Consider the following 22,373-nt stretch of genomic DNA (forward strand, 5'->3'; position numbering starts at 1 on the left):
CGGTTCCCTGTTTATGTTTAAAACTGGGTTATCGGTAGGGGAATCCTGCGGACATCTTTATCCTCATGGAGTGCCTCCCATGAAATCCTGCCCCCCTGGGTCCAATACATCGCTATATTTTCCATGTTTTTCTCCTCTAGCAGCAATTGAGAAACGGTCTCTCCTATTTTCCCTGAGAGAAGCGCACTCGTGTTTGAGTCTTCTACGCTTTCTCCTATAAATAAAGGAATAGATGCCCCTTCGGGTCCGTTGCCGCTATCAGCTATTTCGAGAAGTTCCCTAAGACCCGTGAGTAGATCCTGCCGCGTACTCGCTACGATTGCCGCCCGCCATGTCATCGCTTCGCGACCTGTCTGAAGTGTAAAGGCAATATCTTGTAAGGCATCATCGCTCTGCTGCTCCAGATATCCCAGTAATTGATTGGCAAGCGCCATCAGTCTCTCCCGGTTTATATCCGAGAGAATCACCACTTCGGGCTGATCTGCCACTCGTAAATGAATGTTGTCTTTTTCTGAAGGGATATATTCTTCCAGAATGAAATGCACATTAGAGCCTCCCGCACCAAAGGAGCTTACGGTTGCCCGCAACGGGAATTCCCGTTTTTCTCCCTGCATCTCAATTACAGGCCGCTCCCATTTCTGAACTTCCCGCTGCAAATAAAATGGAGTATTACTGAAATTAATATTAGGGTTAAGCTTCTCGGCCTTAATGGTAGGAACCAGTTTTCGATGCCACAATTGCAATATGACCTTGGTTAGCTGTGATATCCCCGAAGCCGCTTCTGCATGCCCAATATTGGATTTGACTGAGCCAATGCCACAAAATTGCTGCTCGGTCGTGAATTTCTGGAATGCTTTATTCAAAGCAGCGAGTTCAATAGGGTCTCCCAATGTAGACCCATTTGCGGCTGCCTCTACATAACTGATCGTCCGGGGGTCTATACCGGCTTTCAAAAAGTTTTCTTCGACTAGTTGCGCCTGCGCATTGGGGTTAGGGATTGTATATCCATTGCTATGTCCTCCATGATTGGTTGCCGTGGATTTAATAACCGCTAAAATGCAATCTCCATCCTGTACAGCCTTATGAAGCGGTTTTAAGAGTACCGCTCCAACTCCTTCCGCTGGAAGGTACCCATCCCCATCTGCAAAGCTTCTGCTATCTTCATGACTTCCAATCAACTGATTTTGACTGGATTCAATATATTTTTTGGGACTGGTCAATAGATTCCCCCCGCCAGCTACCGCTATTTGACACTCTCCCCTGATCAGGCTTTCACATGCCATATGGACAGCTACAGCTGAGGAAGAGCTCATCGTATCAATGGATATGCTCGGTCCCTGGAAATTGAAATAATGCGACATGGGGTTTGCGACTGCAACAGACCCAAATGATGTTACCCGTTGAGCAGAGTCCGGTTCGATATCACAGGAGCAGTATTTGTGATACGTAGCGCCCACATAGACGCCAACCTTGTTCTGGTGTTTCTTCTGTAATGCCTCTCGCGTATATCCTGCACTTTCAAGCAAATTCCATATTATCCCCAGGAAGAGTTGCTCCATTGGGTCCATTAAACTGATCTCATAGGGGGTGAGATGAAAGAATGCTGGCTCTGACAGGCTTATTCGTTCCATGAAACCGCCCCACTTGCAGTAGGTTTTTCCCGCCTTGTTTCTCTCCTTGTCAAAATAAAGATCATGCTCCCAACGATCTTTTGGAACTTCGGTAATGCAGTCCTTGCTTTCTTGGAGATTGCTCCAGAACTCCTGAAGATTTTCCGCACCTGGATATTTCCCGGACATCCCGATAACAGCAATGTCCATCGCTCCTGTTTCTTGTTTCTTCTCCTCCGAAGGCTCTCCCTCGGTTGCCGAAAATTGGGGATGACGGAATATCGGAGAAGGGGCTTTTACCTGCTCCATACCAAACCATTCAATCAATTCGCCCCGATGCGATTCCAGGAAATATTCTATTAAACTCTGGATATTCGGATATTCAAAAAGTAAGGTCCTCGATAGCGGTCCGAAGTTTTTTTCCAGCTCATCGGTTAATTCCATTGACTTTATGGAGTCAACACCATAGTTTTCCAGATTTTTGTCCTCTTCAATGCGCTGTTCCGGCAGTCCAGTGGACGAAGAGAGCAGGCGCTTTAGGTAACTTGTCATTTTTTCACGCAGTAGCTCTTCTTCCTGGCTGGACACTGCCTTATTTGTTATAGAAGTTGTGTCGGCTTTTGCACCCGCAGCTGCTGCCTGATCTATACCAAACAAAGCGATCAATTGGTCTCGATAGGCTTCCATAAAATATTCCGTCAAACTCCGAATATTCGGATATTCAAAAAATAGAGTCCTCGACACCTGATCGAATGTTTTTTCCAGCTGGTCGGTCAACTCCATAGACTTTATAGAATCAACCCCATAATTTTCAAAAGGGGTATCCTCTTCGATTCGATATATTGGCAGTTCGATGGACGATGAAAGCAGGGTCTTCAAGTAATGGACCGTCTTTTCACGCAGCAGGTCCTCTGCTCTGCCGGACACTTCCTCGTTTGCTGCAAAAGTTGTGTCAGCTTTCGCGCCTGCCACCGCTACCTGATCTATACCAAACAAAGCAATCAATTGGTCTCGATAGGCTTCCACAAAATATTCCGTTAAACTCCGGATATCCGGATATTCAAAAAATAGAGTCCTAGATACCTGATCGAATGTTTTCTCCAGCTGGTCGGTCAACTCCATAGACTTTATAGAATCAACCCCATAATTTTCAAAAGGGGTATCCTCTTCAATTCGATATACGGGCAGGCCGATGGACGATGAAAGCAGGGTCTTCAAGTAATGGACCGTCTTTTCACGCAACAGGTCTCCTTCACGGCCGGACTCTGTCTTGTTTGCTGTGGAGGAAACGATGTATGCTTCAGCTTCTGATCCGAGCGCCTGATCCCGGGATGCTTTGCCGCTTTCTTCAAGCTGTCCCTCCATGATCATCATGTTGCTGATTAGCTCTACGTCTCCTTCGATCACCATGACCTGATCCGAAATACAGGCTATGCTTTGGTACAGGGCGCTCATTCCTGTCTCTGTCCTCATCGCATACATACCCACCTTCTGCATGGCCTTCTCCGTCTCCTGGTCAGGCCGCATTCCGCCATCTTTCCATAACGGCCAATTGATGGACAGCGTTTTGCCTGTACGCTCCATGGAGGATACCAAGGTATTGCGGTACCAGGCATATGCGTCCATAAAAGCATTCGCGGCAGCATAGTCAGACTGACCTGCATTACCACCCACTCCCGTACCTGACGAAAACAGGATAAAGAAGTCAAGAGCAATGTCCTTACTGGCTTGGTCCAGATTTACCAGTCCCGCAACCTTGGGCGCCAGTACTGTCCTGAATTCCAGGCTAGTCTTTTTAATAATGTAGTTATCCTGGATTATTCCAGCACTGTGTAGGATGCCGTTGATTCCGCCGTATGTCTGTTTGATATCTTCAATTAAGCCAACCACAGCTTCCTTCCGCGTGACATCCACCTGTCTGTATTCCACCCGGGCGCCCAATACCTTCAATTCCTCCAATGAGGTCTGCTTGTCCTGGTCCAGTAGGGAACGTCCACTAAGAATCAAAATCGCTTCCTTGGCCTGACGCGCAATCTCTTTAGCAAAAATAAGACCTAAACCCTTTGCTCCTCCAGTAATCAAATAAACCCCGCGGTCTTTCCATGGAATATCCGGTGTCTCTGACGGCATTTCTGCTTTACTCCAGACAGGAACCCAACGTTTGCCTTCTGCAAACCGGATGCGGCTATCCGCAGGATGTCGGCTGCTTGTCTTTAGTATTTCGATGAGCCCTGCCATTTTTTCTGTACCCTCAACTTCAATTAACTGACCATGGATCTTTGGATTTTCCTTTTGCGCAGTTTTGAGTATGCCGCACAGCCCAGCGAAGAGCAGCTTTTCATGTTGAGGCATCGTTACAATCTGCACCAGCACCTTGCCTTTGGGTTTATCATTCAGGATACTTTTTATTTTTTCAAAAACCTGGACAGCATACATTTCGAAGCGGCGATCGATCTCTTCCATACCGGATTGCAGAGTGATACATTCCACTCCTGCCAAGGAGAACTCGATATCTCCTGCAGCAATGGTATCTGTTTCGCAAAGCATTACCACATGTCGTTCGTAAATGGGAACCATCGTGTCCTCCGCAACAACCGCCTGTTCTTTCCAGAAGGGTTGGAGCATCATTGCACCAGGTGTTTTCTCACATGCGCCCACTACCTTGTAGGAGCATCCTTTTATGCGGACGCAGACCTGGCCTGCCTCATCACACAAATCAATGTCAAACTTCTGCGTATTATGACCAGCCCCGCTTCCTCTGCTATACCGGATCAACGCCCACATTTCACAGGGACATTCCCGAAATATTTCGAGTCCCTCAATGGCAGTCGGCCGTATTTTCTGTAGAGGATCAATGCCTGAAGGCCGCATGATATTTTCATCATTCGAAAACAAGTATGCCGGCGGCATTTGCAAAGCAGCGTTTATTATAAAGGGATGCAAAACAAATAAGCCCTCAGTATTCCTAATACCGGAAGGCAACGATAGCTTGGCCAGCACTAACCCCTGTCCTATATGCACTTGTTCATTGGCCTGATGTCCCAGACTGTCGCCGGCTCCCATGTCCCACACTGCTTCGTCGTCTATCCCAGGCGAAACATGCTGAAAGCATTCCTTCTGCAAAGCTTGCATATCCCACGTTTCCGCTTCATTTAACATCTCCAATTCGGCACTACCCTGGCTGTGTAAGACAGGGTCCCCGGCTTCTGTTAATCTGCTGTAGATTTTGAAGCCAATCGTTCCTTGATCTCCCGGAAAGAGCCCTATATGTATTTCTAACGGCTGATCTCCTATAGCGGGAGCATGTGTCCATACAATATCTTTAATAATGATGTTTGCCTGTCCCTTCTCCTGTACTGTTAACGACTGCTCAACCGCTGCCCGCACCATTTCAAGGCATGCCGCTTCTGACAGGACAAGCTTTCCGTCAATTACGGAGTTTTTCAGATAAAACTCCTGGCCGCTAAAGGTTGAACTAAATCTTTGCTCAGAAAGTACGGAGGTGTTTTGATGCAGTAATGGATGTAGATGTGCAACCGCATTGACGACAGGCTTTTCTTCATCTAAATGTATCCAATAGCGTTCTCTGGCAAAAGGATATGTGGGTAAAGGGATACGGCGGGGCTGGACATTACCGTAAAGTCTGCTCCAGTCAATACGGACACCCTTGACCCACAAGTCTGAGATTCTGCCATACTTTTCTGCTAGAATCTGTAAATCAATCGTTTTATCGAGCGTTTTCTCCTCTGAGGCCATGTTCAAGCTCTCCTTGTCTCGCTTGGCCTGTCCCCGGTAAAGCTGTGCAATACTCTGTCTTCCTCCAATAAAGCCCCGCAACTTGCTTCTAAGTTCCTCCACTGAATCAACGACCACAGCGAGGCGTTCTTCCATCGCCTCACGTCCTGTCTGCAAGGTATAAGCCACATTCACCAGATCGTGATCGGAAAACTCATTCCGATCCATTGCAGCAACCAATTGGCTTACCTGCTCCTTCAATGCTCCATCACTTTTTGCCGACAGAACTACGAGGACTGGTCTTGGAGGAGTAAAGGCATTTTGAAAGTCATCCTGTTCCGCAGGGAGGTATTCCTCAAGGACGATATGGGCATTAGCCCCACCGGCTCCAAAGGAAGATATCCCGGCGATTCTCGGGTATTCCCGTTGCTCGCCGTCCTCCTCCACTATCGGACGCTCCCATTCAGAAAGCCCCTGTTGGACTACAAATGGCGTTTTGGAAAAGTTTATATTAGGGTTCACTTTTTGGGAATGCAGGCTAGGGGCAATTTTCCGGTTTTTCATTTGCAAGATGATTTTAGCGATGCCTGCAATCCCTGCGGCCGCCTCTAAATGACCTATGTTTGATTTTACCGAGCCAATAGCGCAAAACCCCGTGTCCTGCGTATCTTTCTTAAATGCCTGGGTAAGCCCGGTGATTTCAATAGGATCGCCGAGCTCCGTTCCAGTACCGTGGGCCTCAATATAACTGACTGCCCGGGCATTTACGCCTGCTTTATCAAAAGCCTCTCTAATCAGTTCACCCTGTGCTACCGGGTTAGGCACGGTATACCCGTTTGTTTTTCCTCCATGGTTGATACGGGTTCCCCGAATAACCGCATAGATATGGTCCTTGTCTGCAATGGCTCGTGATAAAGGTTTGAGCAGCACGACCCCTGCACCTTCGCCAGGGACAAATCCATTCCCGCCTTCCCCAAAGCTTTTACACCGTCCCTCAGGCGATAGCATTCTCATCGTACTGAGAAAGATATAGCTTGAAGGATGAAGATATAAGTTGACTCCTCCAGCAACAGCCATTTCGCATTCACCGTTAAAGATATGCTCACAGGCCTCGTGGATTGCAGTTAATGAGGAAGAGCACATGGTATCTACCGGGATACTGGGCCCCTTTAAGTTCAAGAAATAGGATATTCTGTTGGCTACCGAGCTAAAGGAGGTTCGCGGAAAGACGGGTTGTCCTTGTTCCCACAGCTTTGGCCCGTATAAATTGAACCCCGTTCCGGTAATTCCTGCAAAGACGCCAATCCGGCCATTATACTGTTCAGCGAGCTGTTCTCTGCTATATCCTGCATCCTCGAAAACCTTCCAGCATTCTTCCAGGAATATTCGCTCCTGAGGATCCATACTCATTGCTTCCCGGGGAGATATATTAAAGAAGAGAGGATCAAAATCTGCAAAATCCTCCACAAATCCTCCATATTTACTATAGCTTTTGCCCTTCTCAACCGCTTCTTTGATGTCGGAACAGTAGAAACCTTCCCTCTTCCAGCGTTCCGCAGGAATTTCTGTTATACAGTCTTTGCCCTGTTCCAGATTACTCCAGTACTCTTCCATATTTTTGGCCTGCGGATATCGTCCGCTTACACCAATAATCGCTATTTGCTCGTGTTTCACACGGTCTCTGTTATTAGCCGTGTTGCAGATACGATTGTTTTCTTCCTTTGGCAGGGGTGACAAAGAAATCTCGCTGGCAGCATGCAAAGTTGCGGAAATGGAGACGGATTTCTCTTCCGTCTTTATCGGGCTTCCGAGTCCTGTCCACCGTACGCATTCCTTGTGATAATCAGCAATAAAATATTCGGCCACTGCTTCCAACGTCTGATATTCATAAAACAAGGTCATTGATATTTCTCCAAAAATTCCCTGCAGCTTTTGATTAAGCCTTGTAATCATGATGGAGTCTATGCCATAGCTCTCTAAAGGCTCGCTGACATCAATCTTGTCAATGCTCAGCTTGGTAACTTCTCCAAACAACAGTTTTAGCTGATGTAAGGTTTTTTCCAGAAGCAGTTCAAGATTCACCTCTGAAGAAGCTGACTCTTCAACATATTCTTTCTCCTGCGGTTGGGACTCCAAGAAATACTTTTGCAATCTGGATTGCTCACCTTCTATGACCAATAACTGATTTAGACCAGCGGCCAGACCGTTATATAGAGCCTGGATACCGTTTGAAGCTTGCATAGCTACCATGCCAATACTTTGCCAAGCCCTCTCCGTGTCATTGTCCACATGCATCCCTCCGTCCTTCCAGAGAGGCCAATTGACAGATAGCGTCTGCCCTTTGCGCTCCTTTGAGGATACAAGGCTGTTTCGATACGCGGCATAGGCATCCATAAAGGCATTTGCGGCAGAATAGTCGGCTTGACCGGGGTTGCCCATAATCCCAGCTATTGAGGAGAAGAGAATAAAGAAATCAAGATGTAGCCCCTTGGTCGCCTGATCTAAGTTCACCAGTCCGGCAACCTTTGGTGCGATTACTCCCGCGAACTCTTCCTGTGATTTATTCATGATAAAATGATCCTGTATTACTCCAGCACTATGAAGAATACCATCAAGGCCTCCATACTCTTCCCTGATCTCAAGGATCAATTTGGAGACCTCTTCCTTCCGTGCTACATCTACCTGTCTGTACTCAACGCGGGCCCCCAGCGCCTTCAATTTCTCCAATATGGCCTGCTTGCCTTCGTCCAGATTTGAGCGGCCTACAAGAACTAGCGTGGCTTCCCTGACTCGCTGGGCGATATCCTCCGCAAAAATAAGTCCTAAACCTCCTGCACCGCCTGTAATCAAATAAGTCCCCCGATCCTTCCAGGGCACTCTTCCCGTTGGCTCGGTGGGTTTCATCTCGTTCCAGCCGAGAACCAGACGTTTGCCATCCTCATACCGTATCCTTTTATCCTTTGGATATTGACTGTTCTCTTTTAATTTCTCAATCACCTCTTCCAGACCTACAGATTCCAATTCTACGAACTGCCCTACGATTTTCGGGTTTTCTTTCTCAGCTGTCTGCAGTAATCCCAATAGTCCTGCGAAAGGTTGCTGCGCGCTGTGTGCGGAAACTGCAATCTGTATCAGTACGCTACCTTTGGAGTCCTCTTTGAGAACCATTTGCACTTCCGTGAGCAGCTGGAGGGCATACGCCTGAAAGCGTTCATCTATGCTGCTTTTGCTGGCATGCAGCTTGATGCAACGGGTTCCTTTCATGAACGATTCAATGCTGCGCTCTGCGAAATGATCCAGTTCGCAAAGCACCACTAGATGCTGGCTAAAATCAGGGCGTGCCACTTTCTGAAGAGCAACAACTTGCTCTTTCCAGAAAGGCTCAAGCATAAGGACTCCCGTATCCGCCAAGGACCCCGCAGTCCTTGTTCCGCTTTGCGGGGTCTCATGCGAAGCCATTTGAGCTTGAAATTGGCGTATTTTTACAATGGCATCCTCTTTCTGTATCCGTCCGCTTTTTACCTCGCCTAGAATATATTGAAAAAAGTCCTTCATCTTCTATTGCCTCCCAGCACGTAGAAACTTCTCATTTACGTATACATATATTGAGGATTTCACTGGCAGCCTCATCAACAGACAGGGTATCGTTTATCATTTCATCCAAGAGTCTGCCGCACAATATATCATCAAAGTCTACATCGCTCTCACCTTGCGAAAATAATGCATAGGCTTTTACTTGATCCTTGCTTTCAGAAGTCCAGTAATGCTCTTTAGCAAAAGGGTAGGTAGGCAGGCTGATACGGTGAGGCATCTTCCCTGTGTAAAGTTTTTTCCAATCCAAATTTATCCCTTTGGCCCACAGCTCCAAAAGCTTGGTATATTTCTTTTTGGAAATCCAAAGATCGATCATTTGTTGCAAGTCTTCGTCCCCCGAAAAAATAGACAATGATTCTCTGTTGCGTTTAGCCTGTCCCCTATATAGGTTGAGCATGTTATGACGTCCATCCACAAAACTCTTTAATTTTCCCTCAAGCTCTGCGGTAGATTCCACAAGTACGGCTAAACGCTCCTCCATCGCCTCGCGTCCCACCTGAAGCGTGTAAGCAATATCCGATAGGCTTGCGGAGGATAGCTGACCCTGAAGAGCATTCAGCAGCTGCCGTCCCTTTTCCTTAAGCTGCTCCTCGCTCTTGGCTGACAATACGATCATAGCAGGTCCCTGAGAGTCAGATTCTGTTCCAGACTGTTCCTGATACTCGGGAGTATACTCTTCAATCACGATATGGGCGTTTGCCCCGCCTGCACCAAAAGACGATATTCCAGCCCGTCTTGGATATTCTTTTGTGATTCCATCGCTTGTAATTACCGGTCTCTTCCATTCCTCCAGGCTTTGCTGAACGATAAATGGAGTATTGTTGAAATTAATTTCAGGGTTCAACTTCCCGGAATGTAAGGATGGTACTAGCTGGCTGTGCTTAAGCTGCAACAATATTTTAGTCACTCCTGCAATGCCTGCTGCACTCTCACAATGGCCTATATTCGATTTGACCGCCCCTATGGCGCAGAACTGCTTATCCTTTGTGAATTTTTCGAAAGCCCTTGTCAATCCTGCAATTTCAATAGGATCTCCCAGAGCTGTACCGGTTCCGTGGGCTTCAATATAACTAACTGTCCTTGCATCAACATCCGCACGCTGGAGCGCCTCTTCAATCAACCAGGATTGAGCTTGAGGGCTAGGTACTGTATAACCGCTGGTTTTACCTGAAGCATTAAGCATGCTCCCTTTGATAACTCCATAAATATGGTCGCCATCTGCAATGGCCTTCTCCAGCGGCTTCAACACAATCGCGCCGACACCCTCTCCGTCGACAAATCCATCTGCCTGGTCTCCGAATGACTTACATTCACCTGTTTTAGAAAGCATCGTCATAGCCGACAGCTTGATATAGTGGATAGGATCTACAATTAAGTTGACTCCCCCGGCAATGGCACACTCACTTGTACCACTATACAGACTTTCCAAAGCCAAATGGATCGCCGTCAATGAGGAAGAGCAAGCGGTATCTAAGGACATACTCGGACCTTGGAAATCCAAATGATAGGAAACCCGGTTCGAGATGGAATTATATTGAGGTCCCAAACCGTAATTTCCGTTCATAACACCTGCAAATACACCGACTCTTCTACTCTCACAAAGATTAGCAGGGGTATACCCAGCATCCTCTATGCTTGCATATGCTGCTTCCAGGAACAGTCTTTCCTGCGGGTCCATTGTTTCGGCTTCTGCGGGAGAAATTTTGAAAAATAGCGGATCGAATAAATCAATGCCTTCGATAAAACCACCCGATTTCGTATAGATTGTGCCCCTTTTCCCTTTTTCTTGCTCAAAGTAGGTCTTCCAATCCCAACGGTCTTTCGGAATTTCAGTTATGCAATTTTTACCTTCTCTTAGATTGTTCCAATATTCCTCTATATTACGAGCTCCCGGATAGCGTCCTGACATCCCAACAATCGCAACATCCCTGATAGTGGAGGATCGTGTCGTTGGCTTTTCCATTGTGCTGTCAGAAGGCTTAAGGAAACGCCCTCCCCGGTCAAACCTCATTGGGACAGTAGCGAGTAATTGCGAAGCAGGGCCCTCTTCAACTCTGGAAGTCTCTTCGGTCAACTCCTGTTCCTTCATTCCTACCAGCTTCTTCAACGAGTCCTTTTGCGTTTGAAGAAGGTATGCTACTAGATCATCTATGGTGTTGTACTCAAAAAACAGCGTGCTGGCAAAATCCTCGATGACTTCACGCAAAACATTTGTGATTTGCACTACCAATATCGAGTCAATTCCATACTCTTCCAGGGCAACCGTTGAGTCGATACTTCCCGGTTCCATTTTTAGCGTCTCACCAAGCAAATGTTTAAAGTACGCCGTACTTTTTTCACGCAGCACATGTTCTACCTCTGCTTGTGCTACCTCTATTTTGGGTTGAGTTCGTTGTTTCACTGATACCGTTTCTACGGTTCTTTTCTCTATCAATATTGATCTTCGTTTGTGCTGTCGCTTTTGCCGAACCAAGCCATCGCTTTGGGCTACAACAATCTGCTGGCCCCAATCATGCGCCTCTTGCGCCGGGAAGAACACTGCATGGAAACCTTCTTTGTCCAATACGGTTTCCCATATTTGAGGGTGAAGCCCTGGGCATCCAGGAATACGCCATTCCGGATCCTCATACGCCCACCAACCATCTAGCAATCCGAAGGTAAGGTGGGTAAACACGCTACTACCTGTGATTTCATTGAGCAGGAGCAAGCCGTTGCTTTTCAAAACCGCTTTTGCATTACGTAATGCCTGACGGATGTCTTTTGCGGTATGAAGCACATTAGCGGCAATGACAATATCATATTTCCCCATCTCAATACCTTGCCCGGCAATAGGTTCTTCAATGTTAAAAATCTGATAGCTGAGATACGGATTATGCGGCCCATACTCTTTTTCCGCGTGCATCAAAAAGGCCTTGGAAATATCGGTATAGCAATATTCCTGAATGTGTTTGCGATATGGGCGTAATTTCAGGAATAGCGTAGCACTGGTCCCTCCGGTGCCCGCGCCGATTTCCAGAATTCTGATTTCCGCAGCGGCGTCGGCCATAATCCTCTCCTGGATATAAGCGGCAGTAGTATCGGCAAGTACCTCATTAAAGTAGTCCACAACCAGATTGTTCTTATAAATTCCTTCCACTAGTTCCATTGAGGAATTGGGGAAGATGATTTCGGTCGCAGGCGATTTTCCGGTAAGCACTTCCGGTAAAGCTCGTAGCGTTGTCTCAACCAAATTGACCCTTGCTCTCATCTGCGGATATTGCAGCCAAGTACGCTTGCGCTCTTCCCATTCCTGCCAGACATCATCTCGATCCGTCAAGCTGGAGTTTCTACCTGATAGGTCGTTATCCATCTGTGCCAAAATCTCCATGCTCTCTTTCAGCCATTTGCCATATAGCTCAGGAAGTCCGAGTTTATTTTTGAACTCGTCGACAGACTGACGATCTGTCCCTGATAACCCCATGGACAAGAGCTGCTCCCGCAACAACCTGCGTAGGAGATGTTCCATCTCCCTTTCCTGGAGATCGCCCATATCGTCCCCGGCATAATTTTCGATAAAATGGCTTCTTGATTGTATTGCTGTAGCAATATTTTCCTGTATATCCCTGAGGTTCGGATCCGAATTAGGCGGGTAGAGATCAATCTCTTCTGTCGGATTAGTCCCTTCCATCTCCAGATGTCTTGTTGTTTTCATAAGCCCCATTTGGTCGATCGGTGAGGCAAGAAGCGTCTCAAGCGCCTCCATCCCCTCCTGCGGGTCAATGAGCCCAACACCTATTTGCGCCAGTCTGGAGTAGTTTTCTACCTCCTGCCGTCCATTTTCGGAGGCATTGTTTTCGCCGCTCCCCCAGTATCCCCAGTTCATGACCTTCACCGGACAACGCCATTCCTGTGAAAGACGATGCGCAAACGCGTCTTTAAAGCTACTTCCGGCAGCATAGCTACTTTGTCCCGGATTCTTTACATAGGTAATAATAGAAGAGAAGAACAATACGAAATCCAACGGCTCATTTTGGAAGACCTGAGCCATGCGTACACTGACATCAACCTTTGCTGAAAGCCCTGACCGGAGCTCTTCCTCCGTCAAATCTTCCAAGCCCTTCTCCAAAAATGAAATGGCTGAGTGGACCACTCCGTTTATGTTGGAGTACCGCTGTTTTATTTCCTCATATGCCCGCTGCAGCTCCCTTTCGTCTGCTACATCCGCCGTGATATAGCATGGAACAGGTCCCAGGCCTTCAAATCCGTCCAGTTTGGCCTGGATAGAGGCATCCTTTTGCCTTCTGCCTAGCCACACCGTCTGGGCCTGGTAGGTACAGGCCATATACTTGCTCCAAGCCTCTCCGATAGTGCCGGCGCCCCCGATGACCACATAGACGCCTCTGGCTTTGTATAGCGTCTGTCCTTTTAAACCTGAAGTCTGTTTGAATGGAATCAATTGCTGCCGATACCACTGCCCATTTCTGAAAACCCACATCCGTCCTTGCCGGTCTGAAGGCAGCGTAAATATATCGGATAGCGGCCAGTCATCATCGGATTGCAGGTCAAGGATACGGATTTTCCAGTTCGGATATTCTTTGGCCATGGTGCCTACCAGCCCATGAAGACTTGCGTGAGTCGGATTGACTGTATCGTTCTGATCCATCGGCTGAGCTTGATTGGTTATCGTTGTCCAGCCTAGCTTTTTCGTCCCGTATCCCAATAAAAGCATCGCTTTGACCATTCTAAAGAAGAGTAGGACTCCCTGCTCCTGTTCCTTGATCAAGGATTCGGCAATCACCGATTCGACGGGAGCACAGGGTGCAATCCACAGAATATGGTCAACGGCTCCATATTCTTCTACCTTTGAGGCAACTGTTTCAATGGAATCGTGCGCTTGAAGCTCCAAGAAATGCGCCCTAGGATAATACTCCCGGATGGCCTGTCTGTCTTTGTCAGTACCACCCACAATGACCAATCGGTCTGTCGGTGAGGGGGAAACGACATCTTTTTTTATAGCAGCCGGGTCCCATTTCGGGATGAGCATTACAGATCCCTCAAGCGGATCGCCGGCACTTTCTCCTGCCGCTGCGCCTTGTGCATTTTCAATGACGACTTCTCCGTCCAGCGCCCGGGTGGATAATCCTGTTATTCTGACGCAAATAGTTCCTTCCTCATCACACAAGTCAATATTAAGCTTCTGTACCTTGTCTTCTTTCTTGCTGCCCTCGCTGTATTGAATCAACGACCACATGGTCGGGGTACATGCCCCATAAATCTCAATCTCTTGGAGGGCAAACGGCATATGAGGCGTTGCTGCTACAGCGCTACCCGGTAGCCCTCCGTTCTCTTGGCCCATGATTAACCCGATGGATGCATGCAAGGCCGAATCCAGCAAGCTGGGGTGAAGGACCAAGCTGTCCGCCATATTAGAAATGAAGGAAGGCAATGCCAGCTCGGCTAGCACCCTGCCCGGATGTGTATATACCTTCTCCACACATCTGTATGCCGGGCCATAATCCATTCCCATTTCCTCGAAGATTTCGTAACATTGCGATCCGTTAAACCTGTGTTGACCAAAATCTGCCTGTAACGCCTTAAGGTTTAGTCTCGGTTTTTGCTCTACGCAAACCTGCACCGCATCACCTTGGCTATGCACGGTATGCCCTCTTTCGCTTCCTACTTGCCCGCTATACACTTCAAAGCTTATTTTTCCGGTGTCTTCCAGGGATAGCCTGGTGTGTACAGGAACTGGCTGGTTGTCCACCACAATGGGCCGAATCCAGTTTACATTTTTCAAACGGATTCCTGTTGTGCTGTTGTCCATATCGCCTGTGGAACGTTCTACAGCCGCCCGTACCATCTCAAGATAGGCTACGCCAGGCAGAACCTTTTGGCCTTTTACAACATGATCCTTGAGGAAAAATTCCTCGCCTGTAAACGTTGAACTGAACCGCTGCTCCAGAAAGTCTGAAGTGTTCTGATGCAGTAAAGGTGTCAAAAAGGAAGATTGGGACGAAGCGGCTTCTGTTATTGCGGCGCTCTTTCCCTCATGTACGGGTATCCAATAGCTCTCCCTGGCAAAAGGATAGGTTGGCAGACTCATCCTGCGAGGCTTCACATCCTCATAAAGCTTGTTCCAATCTAAAATCAGTCCCGTAACCCAAAGTTCAGCGAGCTTTCCATACTTCCCTTTGTCCACCCATGCATCAATCATTTTAGCCATATCTTCATCGACTTCCTGAGTGACAAGCCCTCCTCTATTACGCTTCACCTGTCCTCTATACAGTTCCTCTACGCCTTCCTTTTTTTGTAGGAAGCCTTCCAATTTCCAATCAAGCTCTTGGATGGATTTTGCAATGATCGCCAGACGTTCGTCCATCGCTTCCCGCCCAATTTGCAGCGTATAGGCGATATCTGAGAGACTTGTATGCGGGTCATTCAGTTCTCTGATTGCAGACAGCAATCTTTGCACCTGCTCGTCCAGCCTTTCCTTATTTTTGGCCGACAACACGACCATGACAGGATTCAGGGATGTAGGAGCAGCTTGCTGCTGACTAGCTTCTTCTGGAATATATTCTTCGATGACCACATGAGCGTTAGAGCCCCCAGCACCAAAGGCCGACACTCCTGCTGCCCTTGGGTATTCTCTGGTTTCACCGTTGATGGCAACTACAGGTCTTTTCCACTCTTCTAATCCCTGCTGAACTTTAAAGGGACTATCGCTGAAGTCGATATTGGGATTTAAGGTACTTGCATGTAGCGAAGGCACGATTTGTTTATATTTCAACTGCAAAAGCACCTTTGTCACCGCGGCGATACCAGCTGCACTCTCACAATGCCCGATATTAGACTTCGCCGACCCGATTGAACAGAACTGCTTATCCCCGGTATATTTACGGAAAGCCTTTTGTAAGCCTGCAATTTCAATCGGATCTCCCAGTGGAGTTCCTGTTCCATGGGCTTCTATATAGCTGATGGTTCTGGGGTTGATTCCTGCCTCCTTAATTGCCTGACCAATCACACTGGCCTGTGCGTTGGGGTTAGGTACGGTATAGCCGTTGGTTTTCCCCCCGTGGTTCACTGCAGTTCCTTTGATAACTCCATATATGCGGTCTCCGTCTGCTATGGCTTTGGCTAATGGCTTGAGCAGCAAAGCTCCGACTCCTTCTCCCGGTACATATCCGTCTCCCTGTCCGAAGCTTTCACATCTCCCATTGCTTGATGCAAAACTTCCCTGTCCCAACAATAGGTATTTGTTAGGATGGATGGAGACGTTGACCCCTCCTGCTACTGCCAGTTCGCATTCTCCATGCTGTACTCCATGACAGGCCATATGAATGGATGTCAGTGACGAGGAGCACATAGTATCTACAGCGATACTTGGCCCTTGAAAATTACAAAAATACGATACCCGGTTGGCAACCGCCGAGGCATTACCGAAAAGTCCAATCATCCTTCCCTTGGCTTGTTCCTGGGCTCCATAGAGTTGATACTCATGGTACATCACTCCAACGTAAACCCCGACATTGCCTTCTATGCCGCCAAGCTCCCGCTCTGCACAAAGGCTTTCTCTCGTATAACCTGCATCCTCTATCGTTTCATAAACGCATTCCAGGAATAAGCGCTCCTGCGGGTCCATCGTTTCCGCTTCCCTTGGAGAAATATTGAAAAACAACGGGTCAAACCAGTCCACTCCATCGATGAACCCTCCCCACTTGCTGTAGGTTTTCCCAGGCTTGCCTCTGTTTTCATTAAAGTACAGACTGTGATCCCAGCGCCCCTTGGGAATCTCTGTAATGCAATCCTTTCCATCCCTTAGGTTTTCCCAGAACTCTCGGATACCTAGTGCTCCCGGATATCTTCCTGACACGCCGATAATTGCAATGTCTAATGCCTTCTTCTCCTGATGTGGCTGTATACCTGTCGGGAGAAGCCATGGACGCCTACGATTAGCCGATATCGAGGTCAAAGGCTCTATGGTTGCTTTTATAGGTGCTTTCGGGCCTGCATCAGGAGCCGTATTCTTCTCTGTCGCTTCTACAGCATCAATCAGCCGACCGCGATACGATTCAAGGAAATAACCCGTCAATGACCGGAGATTCTGGTATTCAAAAAATAATGTTTTCGGTAGTGAGCCGAAAGTCTTTTCCAATTCATTGGTAAGCTGCATAACCAGTATGGAGTCAATCCCATACCTGTCCATTGGTGCATTTACATCTATACTTTCAGCGGGCAGCTTGATCACGGTTGAAAGTACCGTTTTCAAATACCCCTCCGCTTTTTCCCTTAGCCATTCTTCTCCGATAAGCGATGCTCCCCCGCTTTCCATTACAGATCGGCCTGAGACATCAGTTTCCGAGAGCTGACCTAAAATTTCCGCTTTAATCCTTTGGGGATATCCTTCGATCACCATAACCTGACTTCTGCCGGAAGACAGACTTTGATACAAAGCTTTGATTCCACTCTCCGTTTGCATGGCAATCATGCCTAGGCCCTGCATCGCCCTTTCCGTTTCCAGGTCGACATGCATACCTCCATCCTTCCACAGAGGCCAGTTTATCGACAGCGTTTGCCCCTGGCGCTGCTTTGCTGTCACCAAAGCATTTCGATAGGAGGCATAAGCATCCATAAAGCCATTAGCAGCGGAGTAGTCAACCTGTCCTACATTGCCAAGGCTTCCTGCGCCCGAAGAAAATAAGATAAAGAAATCCAGGGGCAGGTCTCTGCTGGCCTGGTCCAGATTCATCACCCCTGAGACCTTCGGAGTCAGCACTTCTCTAACCTCTTCTTTAGTCTTCTTGATGATGAAGTTGTCTCGAATCACTCCGGCTGTGTGCAAAATACCGTTAAGGCCGCCAAATTGCTCGACGATGCCATGAATTAGCCCGGTAACCGATTCGTTGTGGCCCACATCCGCCTGTTGGTACTCTATATGACCACCCAGCGCTCTCAGTTCGTTTAACAGAGCCTTTTGGTCCGCAGAAAGTGATGACCGACCCACCAATACGACGGTGGAGTTTTTCACATTGCGCACAATGTCTCTGGCAAAAATAAGCCCCAGGCCGCCTAAGCCACCAGTAATGAGATAGATCCCACCATCTCTCCACGGCAGGTCTGCATCTTCACGTAAGGCTTCAATTTCTTGCCATATTAAAGCCTGTCGTTTGTCCCCTTGGTACCGTATCCGTTCGTTATGCCGGCCACTCCGGTTCCCTTGTAGTTTCTCAATGATTCCTTTGACATCATCCTCCACATCAAGCTCAAGCAACTGACCCATGACATTCGGATTTTCTTTTTGAGCGGTTTTCAGCATTGCAAAAAGCCCGGAATAAACCTGTTGGTCCTTCCGAGCGTGGGTTGCAAGCTGTATCAAAACTTTCTGTTTGGGTATGTCTAGCAGGATACTTTGCAATTCTTCAAATATCTGAATGGTATAATCTTCAAACCGACTGTCCATATCCATGCTGGAGGACTGTAAAACAAGGCAGCGAGTACCATCCATGCGGGCTTCAATATCCTCTCCGGTGATACCATCCACTTCACACAGGATCACAACATGCCGGATATCGTCGTTAGCGTTCACCCCTGTGGCGACAGGCGTCTCCTGCCAGACAGGCTCAAGCATCAGTGTACCCATATCCTCAGTGATGCTGGCTTGGCCCACATCTCCTTCCAACGCTCTGGATAAAAGTCCCTTGAACTGCACGCAAATCTTTCCGGTCTCATCGCACAGATCAATATCCACATTGCTTAATCCATTCGACGTCTCTTCACTCCCATGTTGCGAGATCCGGGCCCACATCACTGGAGTGCATTTTTCGAATATCTTCAGTTCCTCCAAAGCAAAGGGTAACGCAGGCTTGCCTACAGGCAAATTTTCTTCCGAACCCATTACCAAGCCGATTGTGGCCTGCAAAGTTGAATCCATCAAAGACGGATGCAGAACAAATTCAGTTTGAGTATAGAGTACAGAGGATGGTAAGGACAGCTTGGCCAGCACGTAATCCTTTCCTCGGAAGATTGCCTCAATACCACGGTGTGCCGGTCCATAGTCTATGCCCATGGCTCTGAAAGCTGCATAGCATTGGCTTGAAGAAAGTGGTGTACGGGTACATTCTGCCCGTAAGACATTCAGGTCCAGATACTGTAGCTCGCCCGCCCTCTCCAACACAGCGATTCCCTGACTGTGTATAATGCCCTCAGCGTCGGCTCCTTCCATCCCGCTGCATATTTCAAACGCAATCTCTCCATTGTCCTGGGGATATAGACTGATGAGTACCCTCACCGGTCCGTCTGCTACAACCACAGGCCGGGCCCATACGATATTTTTTAGCCGAATATGGGTCTCGCCTTCTACTACAGCCCCCACTGCCTCTTCTACAGCTGCTCGCACCATTTCGAGGTAAGCCACCCCGGGTAATGTTTGTTGACCCTTGATTCTGTGGTCTGACAGGAAAAATTCCCGGCCCGTAAAAGTAGAGCTATAACGTTGTCCGGAGAGGTCGGAAATATTCTGATGCAATAAAGGATGAATTTGGGCAGTCATAGCCAGATTTACACTGCCTTGTCCAGTGTCTGTTTCGGATAACCAATAGCGTGTCCTTTCAAAAGGATAGGTCGGCAGACTGATTCGTCTGGGCTTGATATCTCCATAAAGTGCGTCCCATTCAATGCTTGCACCATTGGCCCACAATTTGGCTACCTTATCAAGTCTTTTCTTCTCAGTCCAGGCCCGTACTAGGGTTCCGGTGTCTTCGTCCGAATCCAAGAGTTCGATTCTGTCCCCTGCATAGTTCACACGGCCGATCAGCACTTTTTCCGACGAGCTTCCGTTAATAAAAAGTTCAAGTTCATCTATCAGATTTTCTCTTGAATCCGTCAAAAACGCGAGACGCCAGTCCATAGCCTCTCTTCCCACTTGCAAGGTATAGGTCAGGTCCGTCAGATTAACGCTTTCGTGCAACTTAACAAAATTCATCATATCTGCTACATAGGTTTTCAAGGATTGTTCACTTTTAGCGGACAGCACAAATAGTCCCGGGTTGTCTTTACCCACTGGGGGTAGATTCACCGCAGAGACTACAGGAACATATTCTTCAATAACCATATGAGCGTTAGTGCCGCTAAATCCGAAGGAACTTACGCCCGCACGCCGCGGTACTCCCGGTTCGGGCTCCCAGCTTTGTAGACCGGTGTTAATGTAGAACGGGCTATTCTCCAGAGAAATATGCTCATTTAAGGATTCGAAATGGATGGTAGGCGGCAATTGGCGGTGCTTCATGGCCAGCAGCACTTTCATCACACTGGCCACCCCGGCCGCAGTCATCATATGACCCATATTGCTTTTCAGTGACCCCAATGCGCAATAGCCCTTCTTGCTTGTATAGGATCGGAATGATTCCGTAAGTCCCTCCACCTCGATAGGATCACCCAGCTTTGTTCCTGTCCCGTGAGCCTCGACCATGGAGATGGTTTCGGGATGAATGTTAAACCGTCGATATACGTCTTTTTCCAGCGAGATTTGTGAATTTACACTTGGGGCAGTTATTCCGTTGGTTTTTCCATCCTGATTCATTCCCCATCCCCGAATAACTCCATATATGGAGTCCTTGTCTCTGACTGCATCAGAGAGCCGCTTTAATAAAATGACCCCAACTCCTTCTCCGGGGACAAACCCGTTTGCACGGGCATCAAAGGTAAAGCACCGTCCATCCTTGGACAGCATTCCTGCCTTGCTAGTCATAACATGCATTCCCGGACCAGCCATAATCATGACTCCGCCTGCCAAAGCAAGGTCACTTGTTTCTAAAAGGAGACTGTTGCAGGCTTCAGCAATGGCCACCAGAGAGGAAGAGCACGCGGTATCAATAGCCAAAGAAGGACCTTTCAAATTTAGCAGATACGAAATCCGAGCGGATAGAATTGAAGGAGACCCTCCCATGAGAACCTGCGCATTTAACCCCTGCCCACTCATGGACCTCCCATAATCACTGGCTGCACAACCTACAAAAACACCGCAGCGGCTCTCCGACAGTGAGGCTGGATTTAATCCGGCATCTTCAATGCATTTCCAGCTGCTTTCAAGAAACAGGCGCTGTTGAGGGTCCATCATCTCTGCTTCTGCAGGGGATATATTAAAGAACAACGGGTCAAATTTATCTACATCCTCTAAAACACCCATCCATTTGCTATAGGTTTTTCCCTGAGCCTTGGGATCGGTATCGTAATATTCATCGATTGACCATCGCGTTGAAGGGATTTCCGATATACAATCCCTTCCCTGAGCCAGGTTGTCCCAAAATTCAGCCAAAGTCCTGGATTCGGGGAATTGCCCTGCCATACCAATAATCGCGATAGACTCCTTATGTTCCTGACCGCGCGGCACATCTGGCATAGCTTTTTTAGAATCAATATGCTTGACCGTTTTGTGGGAATCATTGCTATTCGGCAGCTGTCCATAGGCAAATTGAATCCGTTCTTTAACCTCTTGCTGATTTACAAACGTTTTATCCTGCATTTTTATTTCTTTTTCAATGGTAGCCGCCAGCTTTTCTCTTATCGATTGAGCCATATGGTTTTTCAGCTCAATTAATGACTCCCTGGGAGACTCGGACAGTTTTCTTGCCAGCTGCATGGCGTACGGCACCACTTCATTCCTCGGCACAACAGGAAAAGGAACCCCTTTGGTTTCCAGTTCCGAACCGCTATATCTAGTACCTGTAAATAAAATTTCCTGTGCCATACTAACCCCGAATTTCTCAGGGAAAATCAGGGTTGAACCCGCTCCGGGGGTAAAGCCGTACTTCATAAAGTTAGTAGTATAGATGCTTTCCCGACTCATCACGATAAAATCGCAAAACATCCCCATGCACCAGCCAGCACCAATCCCATGTCCCTGCATAGCAGCGATGACGGGCAGCTTGCAATCCAAAGCAATCTTGTAAACATTGGTATCGCTATATTTTGCCTTTCCCTCATGGATAGCCAGCAATCCCTCTTGGGTGCCTCCTGTGGCAAAGTAGGTGTCATATCCCGTCAGAATCACAACTTTATAATTTTCGTTAGCCTGCACTGTCTCAAACGCCTGATTCAGGCCAATAATCAGTTCATCGGAAAATGTATTTTTGTGCGCCGTGTCCTTCATTTTCAACAAGACAATCCCGTGCTTAAATTCCTGCAATTCAACCACAGACTGTACCTTTATTTGGGGGGCGCTTATCTCCTGCCCATCCTCCGGCGTGTGGAAGCTGTCCAATGGTTGCAACGTGAAAGCCACTCCTTCTGATAATTCCTGTGGACTGGCTTCCAATGATTCATCCGGGAGCTCGCCAATAAATTGAAGCAATTGTTTTTCAGCATCTTCATAATTTATTTCCCCTGCTTGCACCGCACGAAAAATATCTTTTGAATCCATAAACATGTCCTCCTAGCTGTATGAAATAGGACAAATACCGT

At 47.7% G+C, this 22,373-nt stretch carries 2 protein-coding genes; both read right to left on the reverse strand.

The window, feature by feature from the left end:
- Positions 1–17: 17 nt before the first annotated feature.
- On the reverse strand, positions 18–8,900 hold the full coding sequence (locus tag ACWGXJ_RS16045; protein WP_452567146.1) for an SDR family NAD(P)-dependent oxidoreductase: 8,883 nt from the start codon (positions 8,898–8,900) through the stop codon (positions 18–20).
- 31 nt (positions 8,901–8,931) lie between these two features.
- Positions 8,932–22,332 (reverse strand): SDR family NAD(P)-dependent oxidoreductase, encoded by a 13,401-nt coding sequence (locus tag ACWGXJ_RS16050; protein ID WP_452567147.1) that lies wholly within the window; start codon positions 22,330–22,332, stop codon positions 8,932–8,934.
- Positions 22,333–22,373: the final 41 nt, after the last annotated feature.

The organism is Paenibacillus sp. S33 (assembly GCF_053615415.1).

What these genes read in the sequence shown, in the direction of transcription:
- ACWGXJ_RS16045 (WP_452567146.1), bottom strand. Translation starts at nt 8,900, where the DNA reads ATGAAGGACTTTTTTCAATATATTCTAGGCGAGGTAAAAAGCGGACGG.
- ACWGXJ_RS16050 (WP_452567147.1), bottom strand. Translation starts at nt 22,332, where the DNA reads ATGGATTCAAAAGATATTTTTCGTGCGGTGCAAGCAGGGGAAATAAAT.